The sequence below is a fragment of the Geodermatophilus tzadiensis genome (assembly GCF_003002915.1).
GTDB lineage: Bacteria > Actinomycetota > Actinomycetes > Mycobacteriales > Geodermatophilaceae > Geodermatophilus > Geodermatophilus tzadiensis.
In genome coordinates, this window is sequence record NZ_PVTG01000008.1 from 74,778 (window position 1) to 92,195 (window position 17,418).

Consider the following 17,418-nt stretch of genomic DNA (forward strand, 5'->3'; position numbering starts at 1 on the left):
CACCCGCCCGCCCGGCCGGTCACCGGACGCCGGACCTCCTGACAGGAGAGGATCAGTCATCATGACGACATCACCTGCGCCCACCGCCCACGGCACCTCCCCGACCGGCCGGCCGCGGGTCGTCGTCGTCGGCTCGGGCTTCGGCGGGCTGTTCGCCGCCAAGGCCCTGCGGAAGGCGCCGGTCGACGTCACCGTCATCGGCAAGACCGGCCACCACCTGTTCCAGCCGCTGCTCTACCAGGTGGCCACGGGCATCCTGTCCGAGGGCGAGATCGCCCCGGCCACCCGCGAGGTGCTGCGCCACCAGCAGAACGCCCGCGTGGTGCTCGGCGAGGTCGTCGACATCGACGTGGACGCCCGCACGGTGACCTCCACCGTCCTCGGCCGGACCACGGTCCACCCCTACGACGAGCTCATCGTCGCCGCGGGTGCGGGCCAGTCCTACTTCGGCAACGACCGGTTCGCCGAGTTCGCCCCCGGCATGAAGTCCATCGACGACGCCCTCGAGCTGCGCGGCCGCATCTTCGGCGCCTTCGAGCTGGCCGAGCTGGCCACCGACCCCGCCGAGATCGACCGGCTGATGACCTTCGTGGTCGTCGGCGCCGGCCCCACCGGCGTGGAGATGGCCGGCCAGATCGCCGAGCTGGCGCACCGCACGCTGCGCCGCGACTTCCGCAACATCGACCCCGAGCGGGCGCGGATCATCCTGCTCGACGGCGCGCCGCAGGTGCTGCCGCCGTTCGGGCCGAAGCTCGGTGAGAAGGCCCGCCGGCACCTCAACGAGATGGGCATCGAGGTGCAGCTCGGCACGCTGGTCACCGACCTCGACGCCGAGGGCCTGACCGTCAAGGACTCCGACGGCCAGGAGCGCCGCATCTCGGCGGCCACCAAGGTGTGGGCCGCCGGCGTGCAGGCCTCCCCCCTCGGCCGGCTGCTGGGCGACGCGACCGGCGCCGAGGTCGACCGCGCCGGGCGCATCACGGTGCAGCCGGACCTCACGCTGCCCGGCCACCCCGAGATCCACGTCGTCGGCGACATGGCCAACCACCCCGACCGGTACCCCGGCGTCGCGCAGGTGGCCATCCAGGGCGGCCGCTACGCCGCTGAGCAGATCCAGCGCCGACTGGCCGGCAAGGCCCCGAAGGGCCCGTTCCGGTACCGCGACAAGGGCAACATGGCGACGATCTCGCGGTTCTCCGCGGTGGCCGACATCAAGAAGCTCAAGTTCGAGGGCTTCATCGCCTGGGTGCTCTGGCTGGTGGTGCACCTCTTCTACATCATCGGCTTCAAGAGCCGGATCACCACGGTGCTGCACTGGGTGGTCAGCTTCCTGGGCCGCGGCCGCTCCCAGCGCGTGGCCACCCAGCAGCAGGTCTACGGCCGGCTGGCGCTGGAGAAGCTCGGCGCGGGCTTCGCGGCGTCGAAGACCGGCGGGCCCAAGGACCACCCGCAGTCGCCGGACTCGGTCAACCCCGACCAGCAGCACGACCTGGTCGGCCGCCGCACGGCATAGCGGTCCCGAGGGTGGCCCCCCTGCAGGGGCCCGCCGCGAGCTCGCGAGCGGTGGGGAGCAGGGGGGTCCTTCAGCAGCCGGGCGGGCCGAGCCACGTGTCGAGGGCGGCGGTGACGAGGGCGGGGGTCACCACGTGGCCGCCGTCGAACTCCTCGTAGACGACGTCGTAGCCGGCCGCGGTGAGGCTCTGCGCCACCCGGCGGCCGCAGCGTGCCACCGGCAGCACCCGGTCGTGCGTGCCGTGCGCGATCCACACCCGCGGCCGGCCCTCCCGCCCGGGCGGTGCGACGAAGCCGGGCGAGAAGGCCAGCAGCGCCTCGAACAGGCCGCCGTTGGCCAGCCCCAGCGACAGCGCGTACGAGCCGCCGTCGGAGAACCCGCTCAGCGCCGTCCGGGTGACCGCGAGCCGGTCGGTCACCTGCTCGAGGGCCGCGTCGAGGACGGCGACGTCGCGGCCGAGCCCGCCGGCCAGCAGGTCCCAGGTGGCGGCGACGGAGGTGGTCGCCAGCACCGCGACCCCGCGGTCGGCGGCCACCGCGCCCACCGCGGCCAGCGACTGCCCGGCCGAGCCCCCGGCGCCGTGGCAGAACACCAGCAGCGGCCGCGGCCCGGGTGGTCCGGGCGGGACGGCGACCAGCGCCTCGGCCTGTCCGCCGAGGTCGAGGGCGGTGGTGCCGGGCGGCAGCGGCGGGCCGGGCGGGTCGGTGCCGGGCCGCGCGTCGAGCAGGCCCTCGTCGGCAGGACGCGTCACCGGCTCACACCGCGTGGGCCGCGGGCGGCACGTTCTCGTCGGGCTGCTCGAGGTGCAGCGGCTGCAGCGGGGTCGTCTCCTCCAGCCACAGGAAGGCGTCGTAGCGCTCGCCGAGCACCGTGGGCACGTAGTTGCCCCAGCGCTCGCGCTCGGGCCGGTACACGACGCCGATGGCCCGGTGCCCGAGCCGCTCGTCGAGCCAGGCCGGGCGCTGCCCGCCCGGGACGACCACCAGCGCGTCCCGGCCGAGCTCGCGGTGCAGCAGGGCCTCGAGGCTGCCCTCGCGGGCAGGCGGCACGGTCATCCGCTCCACCTGCGCGCCCCACTCGCGGCCCGCGACCACGCCGCCGCGGTGCCCGCCGAACCCGACCAGGACGACGTCGTCGGCACCGTGCCGCTCGCGCAGCAGCCGGCCCAGGTTCGTCATCCCGGCGTCGGCCATGTCGGTGGCCCGGGCGTCGCCGACGTGCGTGTTGTGCTCCCAGACGACGGCCTTCGCGCCGGTGTGCGCCAGCAGCCGGTCGAGGGTGTCGGCCATGTGCACGTCGCGGACGTTCCACGACTCCGCCGACCCGGCCACCATCGCCCGGTAGTACCGCTCGGCGCCGACGACGACCGCGGCGTTCTGCTCGGCGGCGAACCGGTCGTCGGGGTCGTCGTCCGCGCCGCGCGCCTCGCACAGCCGGTGCAGCAGCTCGACGACGGTCGCCTCGCAGGCCGCCGGCGCGAAGCGCTGCGCGAAGGCGTACTCGGCGCCGTCCTCCCCGAACGGCTCGAAGCAGCGCAGCGCCTGCCGCGCCGCGCCCACGTGGTCGGGCTCGTGCTCCCCGACCCACGCCAGCAGCTCGTGCATCGAGTCCCAGAGGCTGTAGACGTCCAGGCCGGCGAAGCGCACCCGCTCGGCCTCGGGGCGGGCCGCGTTGTGCGCCCGCAGCAAGCGGCAGAAGTCGACGACGTCGTCGTTGGCCCACATCCACGTCGGCCAGCGGGAGATCGCGTCCAGCGCCGTCCGCGGGTCCTCGGCGCCGCCGGGCCGCAGCCGCACGCTGCGGTCGACCCGGGCGCAGTCGGGCCAGTCGCCCTCCACGGCGACCAGGCCGAAGCCGCGCTCCTCGACGAGCCGGCGGGTGAGCGCCGCGCGCCAGGCATAGTACTCGTGCGTGCCGTGGCTGGCCTCGCCGACCGCCACGACGCGCGCGTCCCCGATCCGCTCGAGCAGCGGGTCGAGGTCGGCGGCGTCGCGCAGCGGGCGGGCCACTCCCCCGAGTCCGTCCATCAGGTCCTCCCGGCCGCGCCCTCGCGGACGACCTGCTCGGCGACCGCGCGGCGGTCCCCCGTGCGCAGCCAGGTGCTCCGCTGCCGCGCCGCCGAGGTACCCCGGCCGAGCAGCTCCTGCACCATCGCGCGGACCTCGTCCTCCTCGCCGGCGTCGGCGAGGTCGCCGGCGAGCTCGGCCAGCAGCGCCTCCACCGCCTCGCGCGGGTCGACCAGCTCGCCGCGCAGCGGGTCGAACAGCGGGCCGGACAGGCCCGAGCGGGCGGCCCGCCACCGCGCGGCGCGCAGCAGCTCGGGGCGGACCCCGGGCACCGGCTCGCCGCGGGCGGCCCGGCCGGCGAGCACCCGCACCAGCGAGCGGACCAGCGCGGCGTGCAGGACGGCGTCGTCGAGGGTGGTGCACACGTCGGCCAGCCGGAACTCGATCGTGGGCAGCCGGGCCGAGGGCCGCACGTCCCAGTACAGGTGCGAGCCGTCCTCGACCACGCCGCTGGCCACCAGCCCGGCCAGCACCCGGCGGTAGCCGTCGGCGGTCCCGAGGGGCTCGGGCGCGCCGGCGTGCGGGAAGCGGGTCCACCACAGCGTGCGCGAGGACTCGTAGCCGGTGTCCACGCCGTCGTGGAACGGCGAGCTGCCGGTCATCGCCAGCAGCACCGGCAGGTACGGGCGGGCCCGGTCGAGCACGGCGACGGCGGTGTCGAGGTCGGGGACGCCGACGTGGACGTGGCAGCCGCAGATGTCCTGCTGCCGCGCCAGGCCCGCCCAGCGGCCGACCATCGCCTCGTACCGCTCCCCCGGCGTCATCGGCATGGTGTGCCACGAGCTCCACGGGTGGGTGGAGGCCGCCAGCAGGAGCAGGCCGTCGCGTTCCGCCGCCTCGGCCGCCTCGGCACGGGCGGCCACCAGCTCGGACCGGACCTGCTCCAGCGTCGTGCACACGCCGGTGGCGATCTCCAGCTGGGTGGTCGAGATCTCCGGGTGCACCCGCGCCCCCGCCTCGCCGGCGAGCGCGGCGGCCGACGCGCGCGGGCCCGGGGTCAGCTCCAGGGTGTCGGGGTCGACGAGGTGGAACTCCTCCTCGACGCCGAGGGTGCGCCCGACCGCGGCGCCCTCGGTCTGCAGGCCGTCGGTGCGCACGCCCCTCCTCGGTGCCGGTCCCGGGTCGCCGGGCAGGCCGACGCTACGGCCGCCGCTCCCCCGCCGCACCTGCTGACCAACACGGTCGTGCTCTGCCCCCAACCCCGGGGCAGAGCTCGAGACGCGCCTCGTGCTCTGCCCACACCGGCGGGGCAGAGCACGACCGGGCGCGGGAGGACCTGATCGCTCTCGGCGTAGCGACAGGGGTGGCCGCGTCGGCCCGCGTGGGCGTCCACTGGTCGGTGCAACGGTGTAATCAAGGAGGTGCGTCGTGACCCGACCGGACACCGACGCGGCGCTGGACGCCTACTCGCAGGTGGTCACCGCGGTGGCCGCCGACCTCACCCCGCACGTGGCCGCCCTGCAGGTCACCGCGCCCGACGGCCGGGCCGGCGCGGGCTCGGCGGTGGTCGTCCCCGGTGACGGCCTGCTGCTCACCAACGCGCACGTCGTCGGCCGGGCCCGCACCGGGCGGGCGGTGTTCGGCGACGGCACCGAGACGCCGGTCGAGGTCGTGGGCACCGACCCGCTGTCCGACCTCGCCGTCGTCCGCGCCACCGCCGGCGCCCCCGAACCGGCCGTGCTCGGCGACGCCGCCGCGCTGCGGGTCGGCCAGCTCGTCGTCGCCGTCGGCAACCCGCTCGGGCTGGCCGGGTCGGTCACCGCCGGCGTCGTCAGCGGCCTGGGCCGGTCGCTGCCCACCCGTGACGGGCGGACCGCGCGCGTGGTCGAGGACGTCATCCAGACCGACGCCGCGCTCAACCCGGGCAACTCCGGCGGTGCGCTCGCCGACGCCGCCAGCCGGGTGGTCGGCATCAACACCGCCGTCGCCGGGTGGGGGCTGGGGCTGGCCGTGCCGGTCAACGACACCACCCGCCGGATCATCGCCGCCCTCGTGCGCGACGGCCGGGTGCGGCGGGCCTACCTGGGCCTGGTGAGCAGCCCGGCACCGCTGCCGGCCGAGCTGGCCGAGCGCACCGGCCGGAAGCGCGGGCTGCGGGTGGTCGACGTCGTCGCCGGGTCACCGGCCGACCGCGCGGGGCTGCGCGCCGGCGACCTGGTGCTCGAGGCGGCCCGCTCGCCCGTGGCCGAGGCGCAGAGCCTGCAGCGGCTGCTGTTCGCCGAGGCGGTGGGCCGGCCGCTGCCGGTGACGGTCTTCCGGCGCGGCGCCATGGTCGACGTGATCGCCGTCCCCACGGAGCTGACGGGCTGACCCCTCCTCCGGGTGGGACCGCCCGTGGCACCCTCCAGGTCGCACCGCCGGGCGACGATGCCCCGGCGACGGAGGGAGACACCGGTGCACGGGGACCGCAGGGGCGCGCTGGGCCTGCTCGCGCTGCTGTACGGCTGCGCGGCCGCGCTGTGCGCCGCGGGCGCGCTGCGACCGATGGACGCCCGCACGCCGGTGGCGCTGCTGGCCGTCCTCGCCCTCCTCGGCGGCCTGGCCGCCGGCGGGCTGTGGCTGGGCCGCGACCGGCTGCCCGGGGGTGCCGTGCACGCCGCGCTCGCGCTGTTCGGCGGGCTCACCGCCGTGCTGGCCTGGCAGTCGGCCACCGCGGTCGGCGTCGTCGGGCTCGGCCCCGCGCTGGTGGCCACCGGCGTGCTCGCCGGACACGTGCTGCCCGCGGCGCAGGCCCGCCTGCACGCGGCCGGCGCGGTCGCCGTCGTCTCCGCCGGGGTCCTGGCCGCGGCGCCGTCGGACGTCGCCACCCCCTGGCTGACCGCCGTCGCCGCCACCGCCGTGCTCACCGAGGCGCAGGTGCGCCAGACCGGGGCGCTGCGCCGCGCGGCCGGCACCGACCCGCTCACCGGGGTGGCCAACCGCCGCTCGTGGGCCGACGGCGCCGGCCGGCTGCTGGCCGCTGCCGGGCGCGCCGGGCAGCCGGTCACCGTCGCGCTGCTCGACCTCGACGACTTCAAGGTGGTCAACGACACCGAGGGCCACGCCGCCGGCGACGCGCTGCTGCGCTCGCTCACGGCCGGCTGGCGCCGGGAGCTGCGCCGCTCGGACCTGCTCGGCCGGCTGGGCGGGGACGAGTTCGTCCTGTGCCTGCCCGGCAGCGACGCCGCGGCCACCGCCGAACTGCTCGACCGGCTGCGCGCCGCCTCCGCGGGCGCCTGGTCGGCCGGGACGGCCACCGCCTGCCCCGGGGAGGACCTCGACGAGGTGCTCGCCCGGGCCGACGCCGACCTCTACCGCCGGAAGGCCGCCCGCCCGGCGCGGCGCCCGACGACGGTGGACTGAGCCCCGGTCGGTCACGCCCGTCCGGCGCTGCGTGCCGACGCGCCCGGGGCCGAGGACACCGCGGCCGCAGCCGTCCCCGCCCCGGCGCGCCGGGAGGAGCCTGCACGCGACCACGGGGACCGACCTCGGCGCGAGGAGGCGGACATGGCCTCGGTGGTGGTCTGCGGCGGCAGCGTGATCGGGCTGTGCGCCGCCGCGGTGCTGGCCCGGGACGGGCACGAGGTGACCGTCCTGGAGGCCGACCCCGACGCCGCGCCCGCGACGCCCGCCGAGGCGTGGGAGGCCTGGCGCCGCCGCGGCGTGGCCCAGTTCCGGCAGCCGCACACCCTGCACGCCCGCTTCCGCGCCGTCGCGGACGAGCAGCTGCCCGGCCTGACCGCACGCCTGCTGGAGGCCGGCTGCGTCTGGGTCGACCGGCTCACCGCGATGCCGCCCTCCCTCGCCGACCGCATCCCGCGGGAGGGCGACGAGCGGCTGCGCAGCGTCACCGGACGGCGGCCGGTCGTCGAGTCGGCCGTGGCGGTGGCCGCCGAGGACACCCCCGGGGTCACCGTCCGTCGCGGCGTCGGGGTGGCGGGACTGCTGCCCGGGCCCTCGGCGCTGCCGGGCGTGCCGCACGCCGGCGGGGTCCGGACGACGGCGGGCGAGGACCTGCGCGCCGACCTCGTCGTCGACGCGACCGGCCGGCGGACGCGCTCGGCCGGCTGGCTGGCCGACCTCGGCGCCGGCCCGCCGCGGACACGGGCGCAGGACTCCGGGTTCGTCTACTACACGCGGTACCTCACCGGGCCGCGGGCGCCCGCCGTGCTCGGCCCGCCGCTGTACCCGCTGGGCAGCATCTCGGTCCTCACCCTCGTCGGGGACTCCGACACCTGGTCGGTGACCTTCTTCGGCCAGACCGGGGACACCCCGCTCCGGGCGCTGCGCGAGCCCGCGGCGTTCGACCGGGTGCTCGCGGCGTGTCCCCGGCAGGCGCACTGGCTCGACGGGCGCCCGCTCGGCGGCGTGCTGGCGATGGCCGGAGGACTCGACTGCGCCCGCCGATTCGTCGTGGACGGTCGTCCGGTGGTCACCGGGTTCGCCGCCGTCGGGGACGCCTGGGCCTGCACCAACCCCTCGGCCGGGCGGGGCCTGTCGGTCGGCCTCCTGCACACGGCACTGCTCCGCACCGCGGTCGCCGGGCACCTGGACCGGCCCGCCGACCTCGCGGCGGCGTTCGACGCGGCCACCGAGGCCACGGTGGCGCCCTTCGTCGAGGAGCAACTGGCCGAGGACCGGGTCCGGCTCGCGGAGATGGCCGCCGCCCGGGAGGGGCGGCCGGCTCCACCGCCACCCCCGGGGCCGGCGTCCTTCCTCGCTGCGGCGGTGCAGGACGCCGACCTCTTCCGCGCGATGCTGGAGTACCGGCTGTGCCTGGCGCCGCTAGCCGAGGTCCTGGCCCGGCCCGCGGTGCGCGAGCGGGTGGCCGCCACCTCGCCCGGGCCGCCGCCGCGCTCCCCCGGTCCCGACCGCGCCCGCCTGCTCGAGCTCCTGGCCGGCTGAGCGCTACGGGCGGCGCCAGTCGTCGCCGGTGAGGTGGGAGCCGGCCATCGGGCCCATCTGCAGCATGCCGCCGTCCACGGCGTAGGAGGAACCGGTGACGTAGGAGGCCGCCGGCGAGGCGAGGAAGGCCACCACGGCGGCCACCTCGTGCGCGTCGCCGGGCCGGCCGACCGGGACGCCGGGGCGCTCGTGGCCCGGTGCGGTCGGGTCCTCGTCCTCCTGGCCGGTCATCGGCGTGGCGATCTCCCCCGGCGCGACGGCGTTGACGGTGATGCCGTGCTCGGCCAGCTCGATCGCCGCCACCCGGGTGAGCAGGCCGAGGCCGCCCTTGGCCGCGCAGTAGGCGGCCGCGCCGACGCGCGGCTGGTGCTCGTGGACGCTGGTGACGTTGACGATCCGCCCGCCGCGACCCGCCGCCACCATGCGCCGCGCGGCGCGCTGCAGGCAGAGGAACGCCGCGTCGAGGTCGGTGGCCACGACCTCGCGCCAGGTCTCGTAGTCGGTGTCCAGGATCAGCGTCGAGTGGCCGGTGCCGGCGTCGTTGACCAGGACGTCGATGCCGCCCAGCGCGTCGGCCAACTCGTCGACGACGGCGGCGGCGCCGGGCAGCTGGGTGAGGTCGACCGGGCGGACCTCGGCCCGGCGACCGCGCGAGCGCACCTCCTCGGCGGTGCCCTGCGCGTGCGCCTCGTCGCGGTACCAGGTGATCCCGACGTCGCAGCCCTGCTCGGCGAGCGCGACCGCCACCGCCCGCCCGATCCCCGACTCCGACCCGGTGACGACCGCGACGCGGCCCGGTGCATCCGTCATGTGCCCATGCTGGGGGCGCGGGCCGCCCGCCGCCGGACGACGTCTCACCGTCCGCGTCTCACCGTGCGCAGTGCCGCCGCGACCGCCCGCTGCGGTCGACCGCGCGTTGCACGACCGGGTGGCAGGCCAGCCGGTCGCGGCCGACACTCGCGGAGGACGGAGCCCCCCGTCGCTCCGGCTCCCCCCGGGAGATGCTCCTGAGCCCCCAGACCCTCGGCCCCTACGAGCTCGACGAGCTGCTCGGCCGCGGACGCACCGGCGAGGTGTACCGCGCCTGGGACACCCGCCGCTCGCGCGCCGTCGCGCTCGAGCTGGTCTCCCCCGCGCTCAGCGCCGACCCCCGCTTCCGCGCCCGCTTCCAGCAGGTGTGTGCCGCCGTCGCGCAACTGGACGAGCCGCACGTCCTCGCCGTGCACGAGATCGGCGAGGTCGACGGCCGGCTCTACGTCGACAGCCAGCTGGTCGACGGCCGGTCGCTGGCGGCGGTGCTCGCCGCCGAGGGTCCCCTGCCGGCCGCGCTCGCGGTCGACGTCGTCGGCCAGGTGGCCGCGGCGCTCGACGCGGCGCACGCCGCGGGGATCGTGCACGGCGAGATCCGGGCGGCCGACGTCCTGCTGTCCGGGCACCCCGACCGCCCCGACGCCCACCTGTCCGGCTTCGGCCTCGCCGGCGCCGTCGGAGGCAGGACCACCGACCGCCGGGCCGACGTCTCCGCGCTGGCGGCCCTCCTCCACGAGGCGGTCACCGGCCGGCCGCCGGGCGACTCCCGGCGCGCCGGCGCGCTGCCGGGGGCGCTGGACGAGGTGGTGGCGCGGGGGACGGCCGCGGACCCCGGCCGGCGCTTCGCCAGCGCCGGCGAGCTCGCCGGTGCCGCCCGGGCGGCGCTGCGTCCGGCGGCCGACACCATCCCGGCGCGGGTGGTGGCCGCGCCGGCCCCGGCCGGCGCGGCGGCGTCGCGCGGTGCCGTGGCGGGGGCAGCGGCGTCGCGCGGTGCCGCGGTGGGGGCAGCGGCGTCGCGTGGTGCCGCGGCGGCGGTCCGCGGCCCGCGGCACCGCCCGCCGGGGCGGTGGTCCGGACGCCGACGGGGCCTCGCCGCGGCGCTGATCGCCGGCGCGGTGGCGTTGAGCACCGCGGGCGGGGTGGCCGCGGTCCGGCTGGCCTCGGACGACTCCAGCGCGGCGACCTCGACGCCGGTCGTCGTGGAACCCTCCGACGAGCCCGGCGAGGACCCCTTCGTGCCGGCGCCGCCGGGCAGCGCCGACCCCACCCCGGGCACCGCCGACCCCAGCGGGAGCACCGCCGAGCCGTCGCAGGGCACCGCGGACCCGACCCAGGGCACCACCGGCCCAACGGACGGGTCCGCGGCCGGGACCGCGGAGTCCCCATCGGGGACCGACACCTCGGGATCAGGGGCCGGGGCCTCGGGAGCAGGGCCCGGGGCCTCGGGATCGGGGGCCGGCACGCCGGCCGCGGCGGCGGCGGCGGGCGGCACGGTGCCGGGTGACCGGCCCGGTCTCTACGGCGGGTCCGGGGCCGAGGTCTGCGACGCCGCCGGCATGGCCGCGTTCCTCGCCGCGCACCCCGACCGGGGCGCTGCGTTCGCCGCCGTGGAGAGCATCCCGACCGACGGGATCGACACCTACCTGGCGTCCCTGACCCCGGTGGTGCTCCGCTTCGACACCGCCGTCACCAACCACGGGTTCGCCGACGGGCAGGCCGTCCCGTTCCAGTCCGTGCTGCAGGCCGGCACCGCCGTGCTGGTCGACGACTCGGGCGTCCCGCAGGTCCGCTGCATCTGCGGCAACCCCCTGCAGCCGCCCGCCGACCGCCCGTCCCCCGAGTACGAGGGCGAGCCGTGGCCCGGCTTCGCGCCAGGGGCGGTGGTCGTGGTGGAGCGCAGCCCCGCGCCGCTGTCGGCGCTGGTGCTCGCGGATACGACGACCGGCGCGGTCGTGGCGCGGCCCGTGCACACCACGGGCGACACCGACCAGCCGGTCGACGCCACGCTGGCCGAGCGCGCCCGCGCGTTCGACGGGGACACCGGCGCGGGCAGGACGACGGCACCGGGCCCCGGCACGGAGGGACCGGCCGGCGAGGAGCCGCCGGACCCGGGCAGCACGGGCCAGGACGACCCGGGCCGAGGCGACACCGGCCGGAGCGACGGCGGCCAGGACGCCCCGGGTCAGGGCGAACCCGGCCAGGACGACACCGGCCAGGACGACACCGGCGAGCCGGACACCGCGACACCGGACGGCGACGACGAGGCACCGGGCGAGACACCCGCCGAGGAGCCGAGCGAGGAGCCGAGCGAGGCGCCGGCCGAGGAGCCGGGCGATCAGCCGACGCCGACCGGGGAGACGCCCAGCGACCAGCCGGCCCGCACCGAGGACACACCCACCGACGAGTCCCCGGAGGAACCGACCGAGGAGACGACGACCGGGCAGTCCCCGGCCGAGGAGTCGCCCACGGAGGAACCGACGGAGCAACCGACCGAGCAACCGACCGAGCAACCGACCGAGGAGCCGGCGACCACGACGTCCACCGGAGGAACGTCCACTCCCTGACCGGCGCGTGTGGAGCCCGGAGGACGGCCGGCGTCCCCGTCGGTCGTGACGGACCCCTCCTCCTCACCCGCTGCAGCCGTGTCGCGACCCCCTGGTGGCCCACGCCGGGGCCGCTCCACGGTGGCCCGGACGGCGCCCGGGTGGGTGGACACGGGCGCCGGGTGCTCCGGAGACTCCGCGTCCGGCGCAGCACCTTGCCGTCAGCACCACCCGGGAGGTCCACCCGTGAACCCGGAGACCTTCGGTCCGTACGAGCTGCTCGAGCTGCTCGGCCGGGGCGGCATGGGCGAGGTCCACCGCGCCTGGGACACCCGCCGGGGGCGGGTGGTGGCGCTCAAGCGACTCCTCCCCGAGCTGGCCGACGACGAGCAGTTCCGCGCCCGCTTCTACCGGGAGTGCAACGGCGCGGCCCGGCTCAACGAGGCACACGTCGTCCCCATCCACGACTTCGGCGAGATCGACGGCCGGCTCTACCTCGACATGCGCCTGGTCGACGGCCGGGACCTGTCCGAGCTCCTCGAGCAGGAGGGGCCGTTCCCGGCCGACCTGGCCGTCACCGTCGTCGAGCAGGTGGCGGCGGCGCTGGACGCCGCGCACGCGGCCGGGATCGTCCACCGCGACGTCAAGCCGTCGAACGTGCTGGTGACCGGCACGGGGACGGTCCCGCACTGCTACCTGGTCGACTTCGGCATCGCCGGGACCACCGGAGGGCGGACGACCGGCTCGCTGACCCGGACCGGCATGTTCGTCGGGACCCTGGAGTACGTCGCACCGGAGCGCCTGGGCGACGGCCCGACCGACCACCGCGTCGACGTCTACTCCCTGGCCTGCTTGCTCCACCAGCTCCTCATCGGCCAGCCGCCGTTCCCCACCTCCGAACCGGCCGCGCTGTGCGCGGCGCACCTCTACCGCGAGCCGCCACGGCCGTCGGAGACGGTGCCCTCCCTGCCCCGGGCACTGGACACGGTCATCGCCCGCGGGATGGCCAAGGACCCCGAGGCCCGGTACCCGAGCGCGGGAGCGCTGGCCTGGGCGGCCCGGGCGGCGCTGGGCGACGACCACGTCCGGACGCCGGTCGGGCCCGTCGGGGGCGCGCCGCCGACCACGACCCCGCCGCCCCCGGCCCGACCGCCCCTGACGCCACCGCCTCCGGTGCCGCCTGCAGCGTCGACGACCGGTGGGTACGGGGCCGCCGCGTTCCCACCACCGCCTCCGACCCTGGTCCCGGCGGCCCGCTCCGAGGGAGGCCTGCCCCCGACCGCCACCGGGACGGCGTCGCCACCGCCCGACGGGCCCCGCGCTGCGCGGCGGCCGGCGGGGACGCGGCCGGCCCGGCGGCGTCTCACGGCAGCCCTGGTCGCCCTCGCGGTCGCCGCCGCCGCCGCGGGCGGAGTGGTCGCGGCACAGCTCCTCGGTGAGGGCACCGCGGTGGCCACCGAGGCGATCGACGACCCCGGCGACCACCCGTTCCACGTCCCCACGCCCGAGGCCGGAGGCCAGATGGGCGAGCAGGCGCCCCCGCCCGATCCTCCGTCGACCGCGCCGCCGGAGGGCGTGTACGGCGACCAGCCCGGCCTCTACGGCGGGACGGGAGCGGAGGTGTGTGACAAGGCAGCGCTGACCGAGTTCCTCGAGACCCACCCCAGCGAGGCGGCCGCCTGGGCGGACGCGCAGGACATCGCACCCACCGAGATCGGCGCCTACATCGACCGACTGACGCCGGTGGTGCTCCGCTTCGACACCGCCGTGACCAACCACGGGTTCGAGGGTGGCCGGGCGACGCCGTTCCAGTCGGTGCTCCAGGCCGGGACCGCGGTCCTCGTCGACGAGTACGGCTCACCGCAGGTGCGCTGCGCGTGCGGCAACCCGCTCGACCCGCCCGCACCCCGTCCGTCCCCGGAGTACGAGGACGCGGCGTGGCCGGCGTTCTCCGACGACGTCGTGGTCGAGGTGACGCCGGCGGTCGTGGTCGTCGAGGTCCTGGTCGTCGTCGAGATCGACGGGCAGATCGTGGAACGGCCGCGAGGGACCACCGGTGAGGCGGACCGGGCACCCGACCCCAAGACGTTGGAGGAGGCCCAGGACTTCGTCGAGGACCCGACGACCGCCACCCCGCCCCCGGCCACCACGAGCCCGGCCGGCACGGCCCCCACCACCACGAGCCCGACCACCACGAGCCCGACCACCAGACCGACCACGACGCACCCCACCACCGCAGCGACCACCACGGCCACCACCACCACCACCGCACCGACCACCACCACGCCTGCCCCGACCACCACGAACCCGGCCACCACGGCACCGACCACGACGGCACGGACCACCACCACGGCACCGACCACCACCAGCCCGACCACCACAGCCCCCACCACCAGCCCGACCACCACCACGGCACCGACCACCACCAGCCCGACCACCACGGCCCCGACCACCACGCCCCCCTCGACGTCCGCGGGGCCGTCCACCGACGACGCGAGCGAGGGTCCGACGGGCGGGTCCCCGGACACCACCACCGGCGACGCCGAGGAACCACCGGACGACGGAGCTCCACCGGCCGGTGGGGAACAGCCGCCGGTCGACACGGGTCCAGCGGACGGCGAGCCCGGCGCCTGAGTGCGTGCAGTGCCGACGTCAGGCGGTCCCCGCCGCTGCGGTGTACCGGGCGGCGAGCACCCGCAGGTGCGGCACCATCTCCGGCGGGGACAGCACGGTGAACGGTGCGCCGGTGACGCCCAGCGCCAGCGCGGCCCAGTCGAGGTCGTCGCCCTCGATCCGCACCCGGCAGCCGTCCCCGTCGCCGGTCACCGTGGCCCAGCGGCCGATCCGCCGGCGCACCTCGTCGGCCGGCGCGGCCACCGTCGCCTCGACGACGTGCCGGGTCCAGGCGCTGCCGATCCGCTCGCGCACGTACGCCGCCGCGTCCTCGGCGGGGAAGCGGCGGGGGCCGAAGACGGCGCCGGTGCCGCGCGGGGCGTCGAGCCGGTCGAGCCGGAACACCCGCCAGTCGCCGCGGTCGAGGTCGTAGCCGACGAGGTACCAGCGCCGGCCGAGCGCGACCAGCCGGTGCGGCTCGACCGTGCGCTCGGTGCGCTCCCGGCCGGGCGGGGTGTAGCCGAAGACGGTCCGCTCGGTGTCGCGGCAGGCGAGCGCGACGGCGGTGAGCACGGCCGGGTCGACGACGTCGCGGGGCGGGCCGTCCCACCCGCCCGGCACGGTCATCGCCCGCAGGGCCTCCACCCGCCGCCGCAGCCGGGCCGGCATCACCTGCACCACCTTGGCCAGCGCCCGCACCGACGTCTCGGCCATCCCCGCGACCGGTCCGGAGGCGGCCGCCTGCAGCCCCAGCGCCAGCGCGACCGCCTCGTCGTCGTCGAGGACCAGCGGCGGCAGCGCCGCGCCGGGGGCGAGCGCGTAGCCGCCGTCCACCCCGCGCGAGGCGGCCACCGGGTAGCCGAGCTCCCGCAGCCGGTCGACGTCGCGGCGCAGGGTGCGCACCGAGACGCCGAGCCGGCCGGCGAGGTCGGGCCCCGGCCAGTACCGGCGCGACTGCAGGAGGGACAGCAGCCGCAGGGTGCGCGCGCCCGGGTCGCTCATCCGCCCATCGTGGCCGACACAGCGGACAGGATCTGACCTCAATGGGCGCGATGCTGGTCCGGCACACGACGACGAGCCCACCGGAGGACACCGTGACCGCTCCGACCGCCCTCACCACCGAGCGCGCCGACCTGCTCGAGACCCTGCGGACGCACCGCGCGTTCCTGCGCTTCACCGTGCGCGGGCTGACCGACGAGCAGGCCACCCGCCGTACCACCGCCAGCCAGCTGACCCTCGCCGGGCTGGTCAAGCACGTCTCCTGCACCGAGGCGACGTGGGCCGACTTCGCCGTCCGCGGCGCGGAGGCCTTCGCCGCCACCACCCCGGAGGTGTGGGCGCAGGAGTGGGTGCTGCAGCCCGGCGAGACGCTGGCGGGCGTGCTGGCCGACTACGAGGAGGTCGCCGCCCGCACCGACGAGCTGGTGGGCACCATCGACCTGGACCTGAGCCACCCGCTGCCCGAGGCGCCGTGGTTCGAGCCCGGCGCGGTCCGCTCGGCCCGGCGGACCTTCCTGCACCTGGTGGCCGAGACCGCGCAGCACGCCGGGCACGCGGACATCCTGCGGGAGTCCCTCGACGGCCAGAAGACGATGGGCTGACGGCGGCGGGCTGACGACGGTGGGCCGACGACGGCGCCGAGCGGCTACTCCTCCAGCGGGGCCCGCTCGAGCTCGGTCACCCGGGCCGCGGCGCGCTCGCGCTCCCCCGCCGCCCGTCGCGCGACCCGGTCGGCCGCCGTCGCCCGCCGGGCCGCCCGGCCGGCGTCGGCCCCGGCCGCGGCCGCCTCCTCCCGGACCCGCTCCAGCTCGGCGGCCAGCTCCTCGGCCCGCGCCTCCAGGCCGGCCTGCCGCGCGGCGGCCCGGTCGGCACGATCGTGCGCGTCCCGGGCGGCCTCCTCCGCCTCCTCGGCCGCAGCGGCCGCAGCGCCGGCCTCCTCCCGGGCGTCGGCCAGCTCGCGCTCCCGGCGCTCCTCGGCGGCGCGCCGGCGCTCCTCCGCCGCCCGCCGCGCCTCCTCCTCGGCCCGCCGCCGCCGGGCGGGGACCTGCGCCGCCGGCTCCGCCCGCGCCGGCCGCGGCGGCGGCACCACCCGCAGGTCGGGCCGCACGCCCAGCCCCGTGCCGCGGTAGGACAGCGGGCCGGTCAGCCGGCCGGCCAGCAGCGCCTCCCCCGCCTCCGGGTCGGCGAGCGCGGCACGCAGCGTCTCCTCGACCTGGGTGGCGACGGCGTCCGACAGCGGGTGGCCCAGCCCGGCCGCCACCACCCGCGCCTGGCGGGTGAGCGCGGACAGCAGCCGGGAGCGCTGGGTGCCCAGCGCCCTCAGCTCGTCGCCGGCCAGGGTCTGCTGGGCCTCGCGGAGCAGGTCGCCGAGCTCGACGAGGCCGGCGATCTCGTCGGGCTGCTCGCGCACCAGCGCGTTGCACGCCCACGCCGCCGTCGACGGCTTGCCGAGCGCGGCGATCCGCCCGGCCAGCGCCCGGTCCCCGGCGGCCCGCGCCCGGCGGGCCGCCTCGGTGCGGGCGGCGACGAACTCGCCGGGCGGCAGCGCGTACAGCTCGTCGGCGACCTCGTCGAGGTCCACGGCACCTCCCGATCCCGTCCGGACGTCGCCCGCCGACCCTGCCACGGCCCACCGGGAAGACAGCGGGCACGGGGAGGCGTTGCCGCCGTCGTCGCGGGGGTGGTCGACTCCAGGCGCTCCCGGACACGGACGACGAGAGGGGTGGCGGGATGACCACGTGCGGGCACCTGGACCAGATCCGGGACGTGACGCCGGACTCGACGGAGGGCTGCACCGACTGCCTGGCGATCGGGTCGACGTGGGTGCACCTGCGGGAGTGCCTGTCCTGCGGCCACGTCGCGTGCTGCGACTCCTCGCCCAACCGGCACGCCACCGCGCACGCCGAGGGCAGCGGGCACCCGATCATCCGGTCCTTCGAGCCGGGTGAGGACTGGCGCTGGTGCTACCCGGACCAGTCGATCGTCTGAG

14 protein-coding genes are annotated in these 17,418 nt (G+C 77.7%); 8 read left to right on the forward strand and 6 right to left on the reverse strand.

Annotated elements, in window-relative coordinates; all coding sequences use genetic code 11:
• The first annotated feature begins 61 nt into the window (after positions 1-61).
• Complete coding sequence (locus LY71_RS11990; protein WP_106277736.1) at positions 62-1,513, forward strand: NAD(P)/FAD-dependent oxidoreductase; 1,452 nt, start codon at positions 62-64, stop codon at positions 1,511-1,513.
• Between the two features lie 70 nt (positions 1,514-1,583).
• On the opposite strand, the gene LY71_RS11995 is transcribed toward LY71_RS11990, so the two are convergent.
• From LY71_RS11995 to LY71_RS12005, 3 genes are read right to left on the reverse strand one after another with little or no spacing between them, the layout of a single operon-like run.
• A complete protein-coding gene (locus LY71_RS11995; protein ID WP_106277737.1) occupies positions 1,584-2,264 on the reverse strand; it encodes an alpha/beta hydrolase in 681 nt (226 codons plus the stop codon).
• 4 nt (positions 2,265-2,268) lie between these two features.
• Positions 2,269-3,540, reverse strand: a complete 1,272-nt coding sequence (locus tag LY71_RS12000; protein WP_106277738.1) for an erythromycin esterase family protein — start codon at positions 3,538-3,540, stop codon at positions 2,269-2,271.
• Entirely contained in the window at positions 3,540-4,676 is a 1,137-nt protein-coding gene (locus LY71_RS12005; protein ID WP_170121326.1) for a carboxylate-amine ligase, read from the reverse strand. Before LY71_RS12005 ends, LY71_RS12000 begins: the two co-directional genes overlap by 1 nt.
• 271 nt (positions 4,677-4,947) lie before the next feature.
• On the opposite strand from LY71_RS12005, the gene LY71_RS12010 reads away from it, so the two are divergent.
• The 3 genes from LY71_RS12010 to LY71_RS12020 all read left to right on the forward strand — a co-directional run bounded on the left by LY71_RS12010 (position 4,948) and on the right by LY71_RS12020 (position 8,463).
• Positions 4,948-5,889 carry a S1C family serine protease gene (locus LY71_RS12010; protein WP_106277740.1) on the forward strand — a complete coding sequence of 314 codons (942 nt, stop codon included), beginning with the start codon at positions 4,948-4,950 and terminating at the stop codon, positions 5,887-5,889.
• Between the two features lie 84 nt (positions 5,890-5,973).
• Positions 5,974-6,921, forward strand: a complete 948-nt coding sequence (locus LY71_RS12015) for a GGDEF domain-containing protein (protein ID WP_146146127.1) — start codon at positions 5,974-5,976, stop codon at positions 6,919-6,921.
• A 27-nt stretch (positions 6,922-6,948) separates the two neighbouring features.
• Positions 6,949-8,463, forward strand: coding sequence for an FAD-dependent oxidoreductase (locus tag LY71_RS12020; protein ID WP_281261603.1), 1,515 nt, complete (start codon positions 6,949-6,951; stop codon positions 8,461-8,463).
• Between the two features lie 3 nt (positions 8,464-8,466).
• Here the strand turns inward: LY71_RS12020 and LY71_RS12025 are convergent, their stop codons facing one another.
• Positions 8,467-9,273, reverse strand: coding sequence for an SDR family oxidoreductase (locus LY71_RS12025; protein ID WP_106277745.1), 807 nt, complete (start codon positions 9,271-9,273; stop codon positions 8,467-8,469).
• A 191-nt stretch (positions 9,274-9,464) separates the two neighbouring features.
• Here LY71_RS12025 and LY71_RS12030 point away from each other — a divergent pair, with 191 nt between their 5' ends.
• Positions 9,465-11,837 carry a serine/threonine-protein kinase gene (locus tag LY71_RS12030; RefSeq protein ID WP_106277747.1) on the forward strand — a complete coding sequence of 791 codons (2,373 nt, stop codon included), beginning with the start codon at positions 9,465-9,467 and terminating at the stop codon, positions 11,835-11,837.
• A 225-nt stretch (positions 11,838-12,062) separates the two neighbouring features.
• Complete coding sequence (locus LY71_RS24480) at positions 12,063-14,450, forward strand: serine/threonine-protein kinase (RefSeq protein WP_211297295.1); 2,388 nt, start codon at positions 12,063-12,065, stop codon at positions 14,448-14,450.
• Between the two features lie 18 nt (positions 14,451-14,468).
• On the opposite strand, the gene LY71_RS12050 is transcribed toward LY71_RS24480, so the two are convergent.
• Complete coding sequence (locus LY71_RS12050) at positions 14,469-15,431, reverse strand: helix-turn-helix transcriptional regulator (protein WP_106277749.1); 963 nt, start codon at positions 15,429-15,431, stop codon at positions 14,469-14,471.
• Between the two features lie 92 nt (positions 15,432-15,523).
• Between LY71_RS12050 and LY71_RS12055 the strand changes: the two genes are divergently transcribed.
• Positions 15,524-16,030, forward strand: coding sequence for a DinB family protein (locus LY71_RS12055; RefSeq protein WP_245887855.1), 507 nt, complete (start codon positions 15,524-15,526; stop codon positions 16,028-16,030).
• 44 nt (positions 16,031-16,074) lie between these two features.
• On the opposite strand, the gene LY71_RS12060 is transcribed toward LY71_RS12055, so the two are convergent.
• Positions 16,075-17,010 (reverse strand): hypothetical protein, encoded by a 936-nt coding sequence (locus tag LY71_RS12060; protein WP_106277751.1) that lies wholly within the window; start codon positions 17,008-17,010, stop codon positions 16,075-16,077.
• A 149-nt stretch (positions 17,011-17,159) separates the two neighbouring features.
• Between LY71_RS12060 and LY71_RS12065 the strand changes: the two genes are divergently transcribed.
• Positions 17,160-17,417, forward strand: coding sequence for a ubiquitin carboxyl-terminal hydrolase 14 (locus tag LY71_RS12065; protein WP_106277753.1), 258 nt, complete (start codon positions 17,160-17,162; stop codon positions 17,415-17,417).
• The last annotated feature ends 1 nt before the right edge of the window (position 17,418 follow it).